The following is a 16,009-nucleotide window of genomic DNA, read 5'->3' as shown; positions in this document are numbered from 1 at the left end:
CCGCCCCGCTGGCGCCGGCAACGCAGCCCACGGGGATTCCTGGACAGGCTCCTAGTCGGCCAGATCGCCGACGAAGGCATACCACGCCACGACGGCCCAGTCGCCGCCCGTGTTGCGCAGGCTCACGCGATGGCGCCCGGGCGGGATGGGGAACTCCAGGGTCTCGTCATACTCGCGGGCCGAACCATCGTCCTTTCCGTCGCGGTCGGGCAGGTCCACCGCCTTGACGAGTTGGCCGTCCACCAGGCACTCGAGCCTCGCGCCCAGGGTGGCCACGGCGCGCACGTGCACCCGCAAGGCGCCGCCGCGCGGCATGTGCACGACGAAGGTCGGCGGATTCCGCAGGTCGGGGTGCAGGTTGCCCTGGAGAAAGCCGTTGAGCGCCCAGGCGTTGGGGATCGCGCCGTCCTTGCCGACCACGAATTCGTTCTCCTCGGGCCTGGCCCAGGCGAGCGAGGGCACGATGCGAGGGCTGAAGAGCCTGAGGCTGGGCACGGCCTCATAGTCGAGCATCGCCACGGCATAGGCCTGCAACTCGGGGAGCACCACGCAGAGGGCCGAGCCGTCCCTCGAAGCCTTGCCCGGCTTCTCCCCCTCCCAGTCGGGCGACACGATGCGGACGGCCCTCGGCTCGGGGCAGTTGGGGATTCTCACCGTGACGTTGCGGCGGGCCCTGGGCTCGCCGTCCGCTGCGTCGCGGTTGATGACGTGGAGGAGCAGGGCAGGGGGCTGGTCGCAGCGCCAGAGAGCGAGGCTGAGGAGCGGCTCGGGCGTCTCCAGCGGCTCGAAGCCCAGCACGCGCCCGTCCAGGTACAGGCGGCGATGCCGCTGGTAGAAGGCCGACTGGCGGGCGATCTCGGCCAGGGTGCCGTCGCGGAGGGCGTCCTGGCCGAAGGGGCCGTGGACGGGGAAGGCGAAGAAGGCGCCGGCAGCGTAGATCTCGGCCCCGCGCACGCGCATCCAGAGGCGGCGGTCGGCGGGCGGCACCTTGAGCCAGGGGAAGCCGCCGAAGCCCCAGTCGTGGAAGAAGACCACGGGCACGCGGCGCCGGGCGAGCGCGTGGCCATTGGCCACGGTGGCGGCCCACTCGTCGAGTTGGCTCTCCGAGAGGTCAATGGCGCCGTCCTTCACGCGCCAGAGGCCCCACACGCCGAGCACCTGGAGGTCCACGTAAGGGGCGATGCCGTTGGCGCTCAGCAGCACGCGGCGGCCCTTCGAGGCGGCATAGGCGCGGATGGCGTCGGAGAGCTGTCTCCAGGCGCGGTCGTCGCGCTCGCGGCGGAAGGCGTGCCATTCGGACGCGAGCGGGTTGCGGGGCGCGTGCGGCCTTTCGGCGAGGCCCCGGGCCTTCAGGTAGGCGCGGTAGTCGAATGTCTCGAGCGGCATGGGCGCACGCCAGCCCTTGCCGTCGGGGAAGCGGCGGCGGAGGAACTCGCGGAAATCGCGGATCGAATGGTCGTCGAAGCCCTCGTTGGCTTGGAGGGCCGCGTTGATCTCGTCCATGAACAGGTAGTCCACGCCCGCGTCAATCTGCTGGCGGCACCACGAGAGCAGGTAGTCGAGGTAGGCGGGGCTGGAGAGCGAGCCGTGCCGGCAGCCGGGGGTGCCCCAGGCGTCCACCAGCGCGCCATCGGGGCCGCGGGTGGCCATGTCCAGCAGTTGCTCGCGGGTGAGGCCGTTCTCGCCGTCGTAGAGGGCGCTGCACGTGATGCCGCCCCCGAAGAGGGCGCCCAGGGCATGGGCCTGCGGCACCAGGGGCGCCAGCTTCGCGAAGTCGGGCGCGTTGCGCCACTTGAACCACGCGCGAATCAGCACGTCCGAGCCCACCTTCCGGGCCAGGTCGAGGCCGTAGCCCGATTCGATGAACTCGTTGATCGTGTAGACGGCGGCATCCTCGATACGCTCGACGGGCCGCCCGCGGCGCAGAGCCTGGGGGAAATCCGGCAGCGCCTCGCCTGCGGCCGCGAGGCAGGGGAGGCATGCAAGCACCAGGGCGAGCGCGAGGCGCATGGGTCCGGCTCCGCATCCTCCCCGCGACTACTATAGCGGAGCGGCCCCTCGCGTCAAGGGTGCCGCGGGACGGGGAATGCGAGCCGGGGAGGGAGGCAGCCATCCGGCGCACCCGCCCCCGTGGCACCACCCGAGCGATTGACCGGGAGCACAGACCCTAGAAGTCCGACGCCTCCTTGGTCCCAGACTTGGCCGACAGGAGGACGGCGGCGAAGCTCACGTCCTCCACGGGGGCGCCCCAGAAGGTGAAGTCAACGACATCCGGGACGAAGCTGTAGGTCCTGCTCACGGGGGCGACCCTATAGCGCCCGCCGACTTGCAGGCCGTCGAAGGCATAGCGCCCCTGCGCATCGGTCGTGGCGGAGGTGACGGTCTTCCACGAGGCCCCCTTCGGGCCCTGGACTTCGATGTACAGCTTCACCTGGATTCCGCCCAGGGGGTTGCTCCCCAACGTGATCGTGCCCGAGACGTCATGCGTCGCCTCCGACACGGTGACGGTGACGGTGGCAGGCGCGCTGTCGAGGAGGCCGTTGTTGGCGGTGTACGTGAACGAGTCGGTGCCGACGAAACCCGCGTTGGGCGTATAGGTGACGGTGTTGTTGGCGTTCAGGGTCGCCTGACCGTTCGCGGGCTGGGTGAGATTCGTGACCTTGGTGGCGTCCGCGCTATCGTTGGCCAGCACGGCGATGGTGACGGGGCTGCCCTCCACAGTGGCGGCCGAGTCGTTGTTGGCAACCGGCGGCTGGGGCTGCCCTGGGACGTTGAGCGCGATCTGGATGGGGTAGCCGTCGGTGAGCAGCGTGCCGCCGTCGAAGTCGGCGACCTGGAGCCCGATATTGGTGATCTCGTGCCGGTCTCGGAAGTTGATGGCGTACCTGCCGCCATTGGGCGCCGCCGTGCCGCCCTCCGAGTGAGGCACTTTGTTGTCGCTGATGTTCCAGGCCTCGGCCCCGCTGAAGTAGAGCGTGACCGTCTTCGTCTCGCCCAGCGCGAGCGTGACCCATTCACTGCCCCACCAGGTGTCGTTGGTCCCGTCGCTCGAAGGGTACCCGCTCGCGCCTGTCAGCCCGGTGTTCATGAACAGGCCGATGTTGATGGTGCTGCCGGCCGGCCCGCTGAGGTATGAGACGGTCATCTCGTAGCAACTGTAGGCGGCGAGACTCGAGTTATCGTGCGGTTGGCAGCCGCCGGGCACGCCGGGGTCGTAGTCCAGCCCGGCCGCGGCCGCGATGGGCCAGTCGGGCTCGCCGATGCCGATCTTACCGGCGTCTGCGCCCTTCAGCGTTAGCCCGTACACCACGCCTTGGCCCGCCACGTCGGTGCGGCTGTCGAGCGTGCTGCTGCTCGAGCTGTAGCCGGAGAGCTGGCCGAACCCGCTGCTCATCAGCTCCGCATCGGGCAGGCGGTAGACCCGGCTGGCCAGCACGCTGATGGTCACGGTGGCGGGGGCGCTGTCTGCCTGGCCGTCGTTCACCTTGTACGTGAACGTGTCCTGGCCAACGAAGGCAGGGTCTGGCGTGTAGCGGAAGGAAAGCGCCGGGTAGTCTCCGGTGCCGTCGTAAACCGCCAGGGTGCCGTGGCTCGGAGGGCTCACGAGGACCGCCCTCAGCGGGTTGCCCTCGGCATCCCAGTCGTTGGCCCGCAGCCCAGGGAGCTTGACGACCAGATCGCCGCCCTGGGCGACCTGGTAGGCGTCGTCCACCGCCACCGGCGGGTCGTTGACCGGGCTGATCGTGATGGTGACGGTCGCCGTGTCGCTGCCGCCCTTCCCGTCCGAGACGGTGTAGGTGAAGCTGTCGGCGCCGCTGAAATTGGCGTCGGGAACGTAGAGGAACGCTCCGCTCGCACTCAGCAGGAGCGTGCCATGGGACGGCAGGGAGAGCGGGGCGGCGGTGAGCGGGTCGCCGTTCGCGTCGGTGTCGTTGCTCAGGACGCCCGGAGCGGGCACATCGAGGGGCTGGTCCTCGGCGATGGCGTACGAGTCATCGCCTGCGACGGGCGGGGTGTTTGAGGGCCTCTTGGCATAGCCTGGCGCAGCGAGCGCAACGACGAACCAAACCCCCAGCAGAACGACGCGCACCCTCCTCGCCGAAATCATTGCCCTCACTCCTTTGCACTGCAACCCATGGCCACGCGGGCGGGCCAAACCGGGCGCCCAACGCGGGCGCGATGCCGTGATTATAGTGAGGTCTCTCCGCGGGATCAAGAGGAATCTTTGAGAGACCCGAACCTGGCAACCGGGACGGCGGCGCGGTAGTGCCTCGCGGCGGGGGCGTGGGAGGGCGACGACGCCGCCCTGTGCCGTGTGTGACCGCTTGCTCAGGTTTTGGCCGGCGGGGCCTTGGGCGCTTCCTTGGGGGGCTCGGGCGCCTTGGGAGCAGGCTCAGGGGCCTTGGGCGCTTCCTTGGGAGGTTCGGGCGCCTTTGGGGCCTCCTTGGGGGGCTCGGGCTTGGGTTCCGGGGCCTTGGGCTCTGGCTTCGGCGGCTCGGGCGGAGGAGTCGCCTTCGGAGCAGGGGGGGGCTCGGGCATCAGTGTTTCGCCGGTGAGCTTCCTGATGGCATCGGCCGCAGCTTTGCGCACCGCCGGGTCCTTGGCCCTTTCGAAGACAGGACGGATGACAGGGGCGGCCTCCTTGGCGTCCAGCAGCGCCAGTGTGTCTATCAGCGCCACCTGGTAGCGCGACGTGACGGGCGATTCCTCTTTGTCTTGGGCCTTGAGGGCCTCGCTGACCTCTTGCGCGATGGGCTTGGGGTCCACGAGCTTCCAGGCGTTGGCGAACTTGTCCTTCGGGGCCGCTGCAAGGGTCTGGCAGGCGCGGGCGGCCGGGTCGTAGATGACGGGGAAGGATGCCTTGGTGAGCGGGGCGAGGGCGGGCAGGGCGATCGGGTCGCCGATGTCGGCGAGGGCGCCGATGGCGCTCGCCTTGACGTACCACTCCGGGTCCTTGAGGGCGTCGAGGAGCCCCTTGATGGCGGCGCTGTGGCCGATACGGCCCAGCTCCTTGGCGGCCCGCGAGCGGGCGGTCCAGTCCTTCTCTGCCTTCAGGTCCTGAAGCAGTCGCGCCACGTTGGGCGGGGTTTCCCACTGGGTGAGGTACTTGGTGAGGTCGAGGGCGGGGCGGTTTTCGGCGGCCTTGATCTCGGCGAGCATGCGGTCGCGGTCCTCGCCGATCTCGGGCGCGTCGTACTGGGTGAGTTCGGCGGCCGCCTTGCGGCATGCCTCGAGGTCGTTCTTGTCCAGCGCGGCCTTGAAGCGGCGGGCGTGGTCGTCCCGGATGCGGTCGAGTTCGTCGCGCAGGGCCTTCTGGGCGGCCTGCACCCTATCGGCCTCCGGGGTGCCGAGGTGTGCGGCAAGGAACTGGCGGCAGGCGGCGATGGCTTCGCCATAGCGACGGGCGGCCTTGAGCTTGTCCAACTCGGTGGTGAAGACGGGGTAGGCGGCCGCCGCGAGCTGGGCAGGTGTGCGTTCCTCGGCCTTGGGCTTCGGGGTCTCGGCCTTCGGGGTCTCGGCCTTCGTGGGCGGGGGCGGCTCTTTCGCGGCGGGGGTGGGAGGCTGGACAGTCTCCTTCGCCGGCGCGGGGGGCGTAGGCGGCTTCTCGGGGGGCGGTGTGACCTTGGGGAGGTCTTCCTTGGTGGGAGCGGGCGGCGGCGGCTTCATCGCCTCGGCCACGGTCTTGGCGATGCGGGACGGCTCGGGCGGCTGCTCCCTGGCCGCCAGCAGGCGCTCTTGCTCGGCCTTGAGGACGGTGAGTTGGGTGCGAAGGCTTCGAAGCTCCTCCCGCAGGCTGGCGACGAGTGCCGTGTCGGGCTTGGGCGCCGCGGGGCTGGCGGTCGTGGGAACCGGGGGAGCCGCCTTGGCTTCGGGCTGCCGCGCCCCTCGCGTGGCGAGAACGTAGACGAGGAAGAGCAGGAGGAAGACCGAAGCGCTGAGCAGGCACCCGACCCAGAAGCGCAGTTGCGAGTTCTGGCGGCTGAAAGCCTCGGCCTCGCGGGCCTCGCGGGTGAGCGACGAGCCGCAGTAGCGGCACTTGAGGGCCTCGGCCAGAATGGCGGCGCCGCAGTAAGGGCAGCGCTTGGCGGCGGGCCTCGTGTGGGGCCGCTGGGCGGGAGCCGTCCTGGCGTCGGCCTGGGCGGGGTGGAGGTCGGCGCCGCACTTGCGGCACAGGTAGCCCTTGCCGGTGTAGAGCGGCGTGTCGGTGACGCCGCAGGCGGGGCAGGGGGTGGGGCCCACGCGGCGCATCCTGCCCACGCACTCGGCGCAGTAGAGGTGGCCGCCGATGTGCTTGAAGTTCCCACGCTCGATGTCTTCGAGCGACAGGCCTTTATGGCAGGAGACGCAGACCGGATTGTCCACCGGGGCCTTCCTTTCGTGGGGCGCCGCACCCGGCGAGGCATTATAGATCGGGGCTCCCGGGAAGTCAATCTGCGTCCCGCCGGGGGCGCGATAATTGGCTTGCATTCACTACATGTGCGTGCTACAATGCCCGCGCACCATAGGGATAGTGGTAACGCCTTCTCCTGCCGCGGCAGGGGCGCGCCCAGATCCGATCCCCGTTCAAGACAGTTCGGCCAGCTACCGCGAGGAACCCATGGCACAAGAGCTTGCACAGCGCACCCTGGAGTTCGCCGCTCCCCCACCGGCGGGCGGGGACCTCGAGGGACCCGCCGAGGCCGCCGGCGAGGGGGGCAAGCAAGGCAGGCGGCGCGTGACCGCCACCGAAATGGCGAAGCAGCAGCGCGAGATCTCCGTCTCGGAGTTCTTCACCAAGAACCGCCACCTGCTGGGTTTCGATAACCCGCGCAAGGCCCTCCTCACCTGCATCAAGGAGGCAGTGGACAACTCGCTCGATGCCTGCGAGGAAGCCGGCATCCTGCCCGAGGTCAAGGTGACCGTCAAGGAGGTGCGCAAGGAGGAGCGCTACCGCGTGATCGTGGAGGACAACGGCCCGGGCATCGTGCCCAGGCAGGTGCCCAAGGTGTTCGGCAAGCTCCTCTACGGCTCGAAGTTCCACCGCCTCAAGATGTCGCGCGGCCAGCAGGGCATCGGCATCTCGGCCGCGGCCATGTACGGCCAGCTCACCACGGGCCAGCCCACCGTCATCATCTCCAAGATCGGCCACGGCAAGCCCGCGGTCCGCTGCGAGCTGATGATTGACACCAAGAAGAACGAGCCGCGCGTCATCAACGAGGGCGAGTGCGACTGGAACGGCGCGCACGGCACCCGCGTGGAGATCGAGCTGGAGGCCCGCTACCAGCGCGGCCGCCAGAGCGTGGACGCCTATCTCGAGCAGACGGCCATCACCAACCCCCACGTGCGAATGCTCTACACGCCGCCCGACGGCGACCCGCACGAGTTCCCCCGCGCCACCTCCGAGCTGCCGGCCGAGCCGAAGACGATCAAGCCGCACCCCCAGGGCATCGAGCTGGGCATGCTCATGACCATGCTCGAGAGCACCAAGGCGCGCAACGTGCGCGCCTTCCTCACCCACGAGTTCTCCCGCGTGTCGGGCCGCGTGGCCGACAACATCCTGGCGGCCGCGAAGATCGAGCCCAACGCGCGGCCCAGCCGCATCGCCCGCCAGGAGGCCGAGACCCTCTACAAGGCGATCCAGGCCACGCGGATCATGAACCCGCCCACCGACTGCGTGGTGCCCATCGGCGAGGAACTGCTGCTCAAGGGCGTGAAGAAGGAGCTGGAGGCCGACTTCTACGCCGCCGTGTCGCGCCCGCCCTCGGTCTACCGCGGCAACCCCTTCATCATCGAGGCTGCCGTGGCCTACGGCGGCAAGGTGCCCGACGAGGGGCCGGTGCGGGTCTACCGCTTCGCCAACCGCGTGCCGCTGCTCTACCAGCAATCGGCCTGCGCCATCACGCGCGCGATCAGCAGCATCTCGTGGCGTCCCTACGGCCTCTCGCAGCCCAGCGGCTCGCTGCCCCTGGGGCCGGCCATCGTCGTCGTGCACATGGCCAGCGTGTGGGTGCCCTTCACCTCCGAGAGCAAGGAGGCCATCGCCCACTACCCCGAGATCATCAAGGAGATCAAGCTCGCGCTCCAGGCCTGTGGGCGCAAGATGAGCCTCCACATCAAGCGGCGGCGGCGCGAGGCCGAGGCCGAGCGCAAACGCTCCTACATCGAGAAATACATCCCCCACATCGGCATCGGCCTGCGCGAAATCCTCGCCCTCAGCCAGCGCGAAGAAGAGGGCATCGTCGAGAAGCTGACCGAGATGCTGCACAAGAGCAGAAAATGAGCCGTGATACGTGATGCGTGAGAAGAGAAGAACGGTCCCGCCCCTCCTTCTCACGTATCACGCTTCACGCATCACGAGCATGGAGAAAGCGCGGAATGGCAAAGAAGACCCCCAAGAAAACGCCAAAGCACGACAACGGAAAAGCCCTCGCGCGCATGGTCGAGGTGGCGCGCGACATCTACAGCGACATCCGCCACGACAAGAAGCCGCACATGAAGTTCCCCATCCGCGCCCTCTCGAACGTGCGCTACGACTCGGGCACGGGGGCCTTCAAGATGCGCGGCCGCACCGCGCGGCGCGACTTCGCCTACACCACCGTCAAGACCTTCGCCCAGTCCATCCGCATGCTCGCCCTCTCCAAGGCCGTCGTCGAGGACGACGACATCATCAACAAACGAGAAGCCTACTACCGCTCGAAATCCTGGGCCGAAGCCGCCTTCACCGAGCAGCCCGAATCCGACACCGTGATGGACGACCTGGAGGCCATGCTGGGCTTCAACCGCGAGCAGATCGGCTTCATCCCCGACGAGCACGGCGGCTCCGTGGCCGGCCGCCTCGTGGTCGTGGACGAAGACCCCGCGACCGGCGAGAGCATCGAGATTGACTGCACCCGCTTTGGCACAGGCGCCTACAGCGTGCCGCCGCAGGTCGAGCAGCTCACCTTCCGTACCAGCGCCAAGTTCATCCTCGTCATCGAGACCACCGCCATGTTCCAGCGCCTCGTCAAGCACGCCTTCTGGGACACGGCCGACTGCATCCTCATCTCGATGGGCGGCGTGCCCACGCGCGCCTGCCGCCGCTTCATCCGCCGCCTCGCCGACGCCCACCAGATGCCCGTCTACGCCTTCACCGACGGCGACCCCTACGGCTACGCCAACATCTACCGCACCCTCAAGGTCGGCTCCGGCAACGCCGCCCACCTCAACGAGTTCTTCTGCGTCCCCAGTGTCCACTACCTCGGCGTCACCCCGCAGGACATCGTGGACTACAACCTCCCCACCCAGCCGCTGAAGGACATAGATATCAAGCGCGCCAAGGACGCGCTGAAGAACGACCCCTTCTTCCACCACCACAAGGAGTGGCAGCGCGCGATAGACCAGATGATCAAGATGGGCGTGCGCGTCGAGCAGCAGGCATTCGCCGCCCACAGCCTCAACTTCGTCGTCGAAAAGTACCTGCCCGAGAAACTGCGCAACACCAGGAAGTTCCTGCCGTGAGCATGCTACAGCCCGACGCAGTGGGACGAGTGGGACAAGTGAGACCCGTGGGACAGCTTGCGCCTCTTCGTCCCACAGGTCCCACAGGCCCCACCTGCCCCACCCACTCGGAACAGAGATGATCGCATGCCCGACTACAACCCCCACCAGCGCGGCATCATCAAGCGCTACTACGACCACAAGCCCGACCTGATGCTCCAGAAGCTGGCCGAGCTGGTGTCGGATATCATGGTCACCGACGACGACAAGAAGCGCAAGCGCCTCTGGTCCCAGGCCGAAACGGCGCTCAGGAACCTCAGAGTCCCCTCCTGGCGCATCGCGAAGATTCTGGAATCGCAGGACACCACGCTGCTGGCCGAGGTGGTGAAGGACTTCTTCTAGACAGCCGGCGGGGCAGGCCGCTGCGCCCTTTGCACGCCCATGAGCCGCAGGGCGCGCCAGATGGCAAGCGACACGGCGAAGGCACACAGGCCCAGAGGAATCCCCAGCAGGGTCAGCACATAGGCGGTTGGGGCAAGCCGGTTGCTCGTCACCCCAAGCCACATACCTGTCGCCCCCAGCGCCGCACCGGCCGCGAGCAGCACAAGCCACGACGAACTCGGCCGCGCCCACTTCGCAGCCAGCAGCAGCACCGCGGCGACGGCTATCACCTCCAGCAGGCCCACGTAGGCGGTAAACTCCGCATCGTCGCGGAGGAAGACCGTGAAGCCGTCTTCGTAGAGGAAGACGAGCACACGGCCGATCCAGAACTCGGTGAGGCTTCCCATGTGTGTCCTCCTCGACAGCGCCACAGTACGCCGCGCCCGTCGTGGAATCAAGAGCGTCGCGCAAAGAGAGGTTGACGTACCGCCCGCCACGGCTATGATACTGGTGACTTCTCTGTGGGCGGGGCGTCTCTGCCCCGCGTGCTCTAAGAAACTACCTCAGAGCCCACGTGGGTTCTGAGATAGTTTCTAAGGGGGAACGCCATGCCGAGGCTGCTCCGCGTGTCCATGCTTCTGGGCGTGCTCCTCGCCCTGGCCGGCTGCGAGGAGGGCACGCCGCGCTCGAAGGCCGGCAAGGACGGCATCGTCGCCCTGCCAGGCGAGGCCATTCAACAGACCAAGGAGGGCGACGCCGCGAAGCTCAAGGCGATGGTCGAGGACAACCCCGGCATTGCCACGGCCCGCGACGACGAGGGCGACACCCTGCTCTTCCACGCCGCCGCCAGCGGCAAGGCCGACGTCGCCGAGCTGCTCCTGGCCAAGGGCGCCGACCCCAAGGCGAGCAACGAGAAGGGCATCACGCCCCTCCACCTCGCCGCCCAGGCGGGCCACGCCGCCGTCGTCGGCGCGCTCCTCGCCAAGGGCGCCGACCCCAACGCGAAGACCAGGGGCGGCGACACGCCGCTCCACGCGGCCGTCAACCACCTCACGGGCCTGCCCGTGCACCAGGGCTGCCTGGAGGCCGTCAAGCTCCTCATCGCGGCCAAGGCCGATGTCAACGCCAAGGCCGCGCACGACGACACACCCCTCCACCTCGCCGCGAAGCACGGCCACAAAGACATTGCGGAATTGCTGCTGGCGGCCAAGGCCGACCCCAACGCGAAGGCCGACGCCGACGCCTACGAGGAAACGCCGCTCCACCGCGCCGTCGTCTACAACCACCAGGCCGTGGTCGAGCTTCTGCTGGCCAAGGGCGCCGACATCAACGCCAAGGACCTCCACGGCCGCACGCCGCTGGCCCGCGCGCGCCACATGCGGCACCGCGAGCTGGCCGACTTCCTCCAGCAGAAGGGCGCAACCGAGTAGTTCCCCGGCGTCCCCATCCCGCGAACGCCGGCCCGGCCAGGGCAGGGCAGGACAGGCCCCCTCACACCCAGCGCCGCACCTTGCGCCGGTACTCCGCCCACGCCTCGCCGAAGGCGTCCGCCAGCCGCCCCTCCTCGTACCGCACGAACACGGCGTCCAGGAACACCGCGAAGGCGATGACGACGCCCCAGGGCGCGAGCGAGCCGAGCAGCACGGCCGCGCCCGCCAGGCACAGCACGAAGCCCAGGTAGATGGGGTTCCTGCTGATGGCGAAGACGCCCGTGGTCACGAGCGCCTTGGGCCGGCCGCGCGGCTTCACCGTGGTGTGATGCCGGTGCAGCGACCGCACCGCCCCGCCCACGAGCGCCAGGCCCGCCGCCACGGGTGCCAGACCCAGCAGGTTCCACGGCGACGCGATGAGGCTCGCCACGGGCCACAGCCAGTCGAGCGCCACGGCGGCGCCGATGGCTGCCACCAGGTAGGCAAGAGGCACGATCTTCGTCAACGCTTCACCTCGCGCCAACCCGTCAGAGGGCGCCGAAACCCTCGTTCCCCGCGATCACCTCGCGGTAGTAGTAGAAGCTGTCCTTCGGCACGCGGCGGCAGTCGCCGTAGTCGCAGTAGACGAGGCCGAAGCGCTTCGTGTAGCCGAAACTCCACTCGAAGTTGTCTATGAGCGACCACACGAAGTAGCCGCGCAGGTCCACCCCGTCGCGCAGGGCCTCGCCGCAGGCGCCGATGTAGCGGCGCAGGAAGTCCACCCGGCCCGGATCGTGGCAACGGGTGCCGTCGGCGCTCAGCACGTCGGGCATGGCGCAGCCGTTCTCGGTGATGTAGAGGGTCGGCTGCCCGTACTCGGCATCCACCCACCGCAGCAGGCGGTAGATGCCCAGGGGCGTGATGTCCCACCCCATGTCGGTCTGCGGATAGGGGGAGGGTACGTAGGCGAACTGCTCGGGGTGGTTGGGGTCGTGGCGCACGGCGCTCTCGGAGTACATGTTGATGCCCAGGAAGTCGAGGGGCTGGGCGATGATCTCCAGGTCGCCCTCCTCGACGGGCAGCGGGGCGTCGGGGTAGGCGTCGAGCAGGCGTTGCGGGTAGTCGCCGCCGAAGAGCGGGTCGAGGAAGAGGCGCGAGCCCTTGTCGCGCGCGGTCGGCGGCCAGCACGTCCTCCTCGCGGCGGGTGGCGGGGCGTGTGGCGGCCAGGTTCAGGGTGGTGCCGATCTCCCCCTTGCCGCCGCCGGCGCGGAAGGCCTGGACGGCGAGGCCGTGGCCGAGGTTGAGGTGGTGGGCCGCGCGATGGCAGGCCGCGCGGTCGGTGCGGCCGGGGGCGTGAACGCCGATCTCGTAGCCAAGCACGGCCGAGCACCAGGGCTCGTTGAGGGTGATCCAGAAGTCCACTTTGTCGCCCAGCGCGGCGAAGCAGGCGGCGGCGTAGTCGGCGAAGTGCTTCGCCGTGTCGCGGGCGGGCCAGCCGCCGGCGTCCTCGAGCGGCTGGGGCAGGTCCCAGTGGTAGAGCGTCACGGCGGGGCGGATGCCGGCGCCGAGCAGCGCGTCAATCAGGCGGTGGTAGTAGTCGAAGCCCTTGGGGTTCTGGGCGCCGACCCCGGCGGGAAAGATGCGGGGCCAGGCGAGCGAGAAACGGTAGGCGCCCACGCCCAGATCGCGCATCAGCGCCACGTCCTCGGCGTAGCGGTGGAACTGGTCGCTCGCCACGTCGCCGGTATGGCCGTGCTTGACCTTGCCGGGCGTGCGGCAGAAAGTGTCCCAGATGCTCGGCCCGCGGCCGTCCTCGCTCGCTCCGCCCTCGACCTGGTAGCTGGCCGTCGCCGTGCCCCACAGAAAGCCGTCGGGAAACTGCCAGTGCGCCATCGTGCGGCCCCTTCGCGAAATGGGGTGCTCCTTCTCCCAGAACCCGATCCATTGTATAATCCTGGGGACGTACCGCAATGGGAAAATGCAGATGATCCAGCCCGAACGCCTTCGGCGCCTGAACGATGAGTGGCCACGCGACGGCGACTACGTGCTCTACTGGATGCAGGCGTCGCAGCGCGCCGAATGGAACCACGCGCTCGAGCACGCCATCGCCGAGGCCAACCAGCGGAAGCGCCCGGTCGTCGTCCTCTTCGGCCTCACCGACGCCTATCCCGAAGCCAACCTGCGGCACTACGCCTTCCTGCTCGAGGGGCTGCGCGAGACCCGGGCCGCGCTGCGCGGGCGCGGCATCCAACTGGTCGTCCGCCGCCAGACGCCCGAAGCCGCAGCCGTGGAACTGGCTGCCGATGCTGCGCTCCTCGTGGCCGACCGCGGCTACACCCGGATCCAGAAGCAGTGGCGCCAGCACGTGGCCCGCCACGCGCCGTGCCCCGTCGTGCAGGTGGAGAGCGATGTGGTGGTGCCCGTCGAGTCGGCCTCCGGCAAGGAGGAGTACGCCGCCGCCACGATCCGCCCCAGACTTCATCGGCAGCTCGGCGCGTTCCTCGTGCCGCTGGCCGAGACGCCCGTCGAGCGCGACTCGCTTGGGCTGAAGCTCGAGAGCTTCGATATCGAGGACGTGGACGCCGCGCTGTCGAGGCTGGCGATTGACCGCCGCGTGCCGCGGCAGAGCGTGCATCCTGGGGGCGCCTCGCGGGCGAAGGAGCGCCTCGAACGCTTCCTCGCCGAGAAGCTGGACGCCTATGCCGAGAACCGGGGCGACCCGAGCCTCGGCATCGAATCGCACCTCAGCCCCTACCTGCACTTCGGCCAGATCTCGCCCCTCTACGTCGCCCTCCGCGTCCAGGAGGCGCCCGGCGTGCGCCCGGAGGCCAAGGACGCGTTTCTCGAGGAGCTGATCGTCCGCCGCGAGCTGAGCGTGAACTTCGTCCACCACAACCCCGACTACGACCGCTACGGCAGCCTGCCCGCCTGGGCGCGGGCGACCCTCGCGAAGCACGCCACGGACCCGCGCGAGCACACCTACTCGCTCAGGCAGCTCGAGGCCTGCCGCACCCACGACCCCTACTGGAACGCCGCCATGCGCGAGATGGTGGCGACCGGCAAGATGCACAACTACATGCGGATGTACTGGGGCAAGAAGATCCTGGAGTGGAGCCGTTCGCCCCAGGCCGCATTCCGGACCGCGCTCGCGCTCAACAACAAGTGGTTCCTCGACGGGCGCGACCCCAACTCGTTCGCGGGCGTGGCCTGGTGCTTCGGCAAGCACGACCGCCCGTGGGGCGAGAGGGCCGTCTTCGGCACCGTGCGCTACATGAACGCCGCCGGCCTCCGGCGCAAGTTCGACATGGACACCTACGTGCGCCAGACGCAGAGCCTGGCGCTGGAGGGCTGAGGATGGAGGCGAGAGACCTCGAGAAGGCGCTCCGGGAACTCCTGGCCTCGCAGGGCCTCGCCGTCCTGGCCACGCAAGGCAAGGGCGGAGCGCACGCCAGCCTCGTGGCCTTCGCGGCGACAGACGACCTGAGGCACCTCGTCTTCGCCACGGAACGCGACACGCGCAAGTACGCCAACCTGGCCGCCGACCCCCGTGTAGCGCTCCTCGTGGACGACCGCTCGCATCGCGCCGCGGATCTGGTCGAGGCCACGGCCGCGACGGCGGAGGGTCCCGCCCGCGAGGCCCTCGGCAACGAGCGCGAACGGCTGGCCGCGCGCCTGCTCGGCAAGCACCCCGCCCTGCGGCCCTTTGTCGCCCATCCCGGCTGCGCGCTCATCGTGGTCACGGTCGAGGTGTACCAGGTCGTCACCCGATTCCAGTCGGTCGTCGAGTTCTGCCCCGCGGCCTACACGTGATTGCGGAGTTGCAGCTCGATCGGGTGCGGGTTCAGATACCACTGCTCCCGGAGGTAGGGCTGGCCGTACTTGCGCACGTAGTGGTTGATGAGCGTGACAGGCACAATGAGGGGCACGTGGCCCTGGCGGTAGTTCCCGATGGCCTCCAGCAGTTCCCGCTTCTCGTCGGCCGAAAGCTGCTCCTTGAAATAGCCCATCAGGTGCTGGAGCACGTTGGCGTGCTTGGCGGGCGTGGTCTTGAGCCGCATGGCCTCCGTGAGCAGGGCCTCGTAGCGCGGGAACAACTCGTCGGGCGGCGACTCCTTCGCGTGGGCGACCAGGCGGCCCATCTCGCGGTAGTGCTTCGGGCTGTGGGCGAGGAGCAGCAGCTTGTGGCGGGTGTGGAACGCCACCAGGTTGCCCCGCGTGCGTCCCGTCGCCAGGGTGTCGCGCCAGCGCTTGAGCGTGAAGACCCGCTCGATGAAGTTCTCGCGGAGCTTCATGTCGTGCAGCCGCCCCTCGTCCTCCACGGGCAACAGAGGGAAGTGCTCCATGAAGACGCGCGCGAAGAGGCCCACGCCCGTCTTCGATGGGACGCCGTTGGCGTCGTAGACCCGCACCCGCTCCATGCCGCTGCTGGGGGAGTTGCTCTTGAAGACGAAGCCGCACAGCCCCTCGCGCTCGAGTTCGGCCACGCGCGTTCGAGCCCAGGCGGCCATGCGCTCGGTGTGATCCACGTTCGTGCGGGTCGTCACCAGGCGCGGGGCGGATGGGTCGCCCACCAGGCGCATCGCCTCGCGCGGCACAGGGAAGCCGCACTCGACCTCGGGGCACACGGGCACGTACTCCACGAACTGCCCGAGAGTGTCGGTGAGGAACCGGTCGAGCTTGTGCCCCCCGTCGAAGCGCACGTTCTCCCCGAGCAGGCAGGCGCTCACGCCGAGACGAATCCTGTCTTCCAAGGACGCTCCTCC

Annotated in this window: 12 protein-coding genes and 1 pseudogene; 6 read left to right on the top strand and 7 right to left on the bottom strand. The window is 69.0% G+C overall.

Annotated features, from left to right (window positions below; genetic code table 11):
* Window positions 1-51: 51 nt before the first annotated feature.
* From PLE19_19360 to PLE19_19350, 3 genes are all read right to left on the bottom strand, one after another.
* Window positions 52-2,010, bottom strand: coding sequence for a hypothetical protein (locus PLE19_19360; protein HPD17107.1), 1,959 nt, complete (start codon window positions 2,008-2,010; stop codon window positions 52-54).
* Between the two features lie 157 nt (window positions 2,011-2,167).
* Window positions 2,168-4,108, bottom strand: a complete 1,941-nt coding sequence (locus PLE19_19355; protein ID HPD17106.1) for an Ig-like domain-containing protein — start codon at window positions 4,106-4,108, stop codon at window positions 2,168-2,170.
* Window positions 4,109-4,329: 221 nt separating this feature from the next.
* Window positions 4,330-6,363, bottom strand: a complete 2,034-nt coding sequence (locus tag PLE19_19350) for a HEAT repeat domain-containing protein (protein ID HPD17105.1) — start codon at window positions 6,361-6,363, stop codon at window positions 4,330-4,332.
* A 235-nt stretch (window positions 6,364-6,598) separates the two neighbouring features.
* On the opposite strand from PLE19_19350, the gene PLE19_19345 reads away from it, so the two are divergent.
* The 3 genes from PLE19_19345 (at window position 6,599) to PLE19_19335 (ending at window position 9,858) form a co-directional block, all read left to right on the top strand.
* The gene (locus PLE19_19345) at window positions 6,599-8,260 is read left to right on the top strand and encodes a DNA topoisomerase VI subunit B (protein ID HPD17104.1); all 1,662 of its coding nucleotides are present in this window, start codon (window positions 6,599-6,601) and stop codon (window positions 8,258-8,260) included.
* A 95-nt stretch (window positions 8,261-8,355) separates the two neighbouring features.
* The gene (locus PLE19_19340) at window positions 8,356-9,477 is read left to right on the top strand and encodes a DNA topoisomerase IV subunit A (protein HPD17103.1); all 1,122 of its coding nucleotides are present in this window, start codon (window positions 8,356-8,358) and stop codon (window positions 9,475-9,477) included.
* Window positions 9,478-9,603: 126 nt separating this feature from the next.
* Window positions 9,604-9,858 (top strand): hypothetical protein, encoded by a 255-nt coding sequence (locus tag PLE19_19335; GenBank protein ID HPD17102.1) that lies wholly within the window; start codon window positions 9,604-9,606, stop codon window positions 9,856-9,858.
* On the opposite strand, the gene PLE19_19330 is transcribed toward PLE19_19335, so the two are convergent.
* Window positions 9,855-10,244 carry a hypothetical protein gene (locus tag PLE19_19330; protein ID HPD17101.1) on the bottom strand — a complete coding sequence of 130 codons (390 nt, stop codon included), beginning with the start codon at window positions 10,242-10,244 and terminating at the stop codon, window positions 9,855-9,857. The genes PLE19_19335 and PLE19_19330 overlap by 4 nt on opposite strands.
* A gap of 201 nt (window positions 10,245-10,445) precedes the next feature.
* Between PLE19_19330 and PLE19_19325 the strand changes: the two genes are divergently transcribed.
* Window positions 10,446-11,267 carry an ankyrin repeat domain-containing protein gene (locus PLE19_19325; GenBank protein HPD17100.1) on the top strand — a complete coding sequence of 274 codons (822 nt, stop codon included), beginning with the start codon at window positions 10,446-10,448 and terminating at the stop codon, window positions 11,265-11,267.
* A gap of 61 nt (window positions 11,268-11,328) precedes the next feature.
* Here PLE19_19325 and PLE19_19320 read toward each other — a convergent pair whose 3' ends face one another.
* Both PLE19_19320 and PLE19_19315 read right to left on the bottom strand, forming a co-directional pair.
* Window positions 11,329-11,772, bottom strand: a complete 444-nt coding sequence (locus tag PLE19_19320) for an isoprenylcysteine carboxylmethyltransferase family protein (GenBank protein HPD17099.1) — start codon at window positions 11,770-11,772, stop codon at window positions 11,329-11,331.
* A 22-nt stretch (window positions 11,773-11,794) separates the two neighbouring features.
* Window positions 11,795-13,139 (bottom strand): annotated as a pseudogene (locus PLE19_19315) (GH1 family beta-glucosidase).
* A 91-nt stretch (window positions 13,140-13,230) separates the two neighbouring features.
* Here PLE19_19315 and PLE19_19310 point away from each other — a divergent pair.
* Window positions 13,231-14,598, top strand: a complete 1,368-nt coding sequence (locus PLE19_19310; GenBank protein ID HPD17098.1) for a deoxyribodipyrimidine photo-lyase — start codon at window positions 13,231-13,233, stop codon at window positions 14,596-14,598.
* 2 nt (window positions 14,599-14,600) lie between these two features.
* On the top strand, window positions 14,601-15,056 hold the full coding sequence (locus PLE19_19305) for a pyridoxamine 5'-phosphate oxidase family protein (GenBank protein ID HPD17097.1): 456 nt from the start codon (window positions 14,601-14,603) through the stop codon (window positions 15,054-15,056).
* Here the strand turns inward: PLE19_19305 and PLE19_19300 are convergent.
* Window positions 15,047-15,997, bottom strand: coding sequence for a DUF523 and DUF1722 domain-containing protein (locus tag PLE19_19300; protein HPD17096.1), 951 nt, complete (start codon window positions 15,995-15,997; stop codon window positions 15,047-15,049). The two genes, PLE19_19305 and PLE19_19300, sit on opposite strands and share 10 nt — an antisense overlap.
* Window positions 15,998-16,009: the final 12 nt, after the last annotated feature.

This window comes from Planctomycetota bacterium (assembly GCA_035384565.1).
Lineage (GTDB): Bacteria > Planctomycetota > PUPC01 > DSUN01 > DSUN01 > DAOOIT01.
The sequence above is the reverse complement of the archived record's forward strand: the minus strand, read 5'-3'. Positions and strand labels throughout refer to the sequence as shown.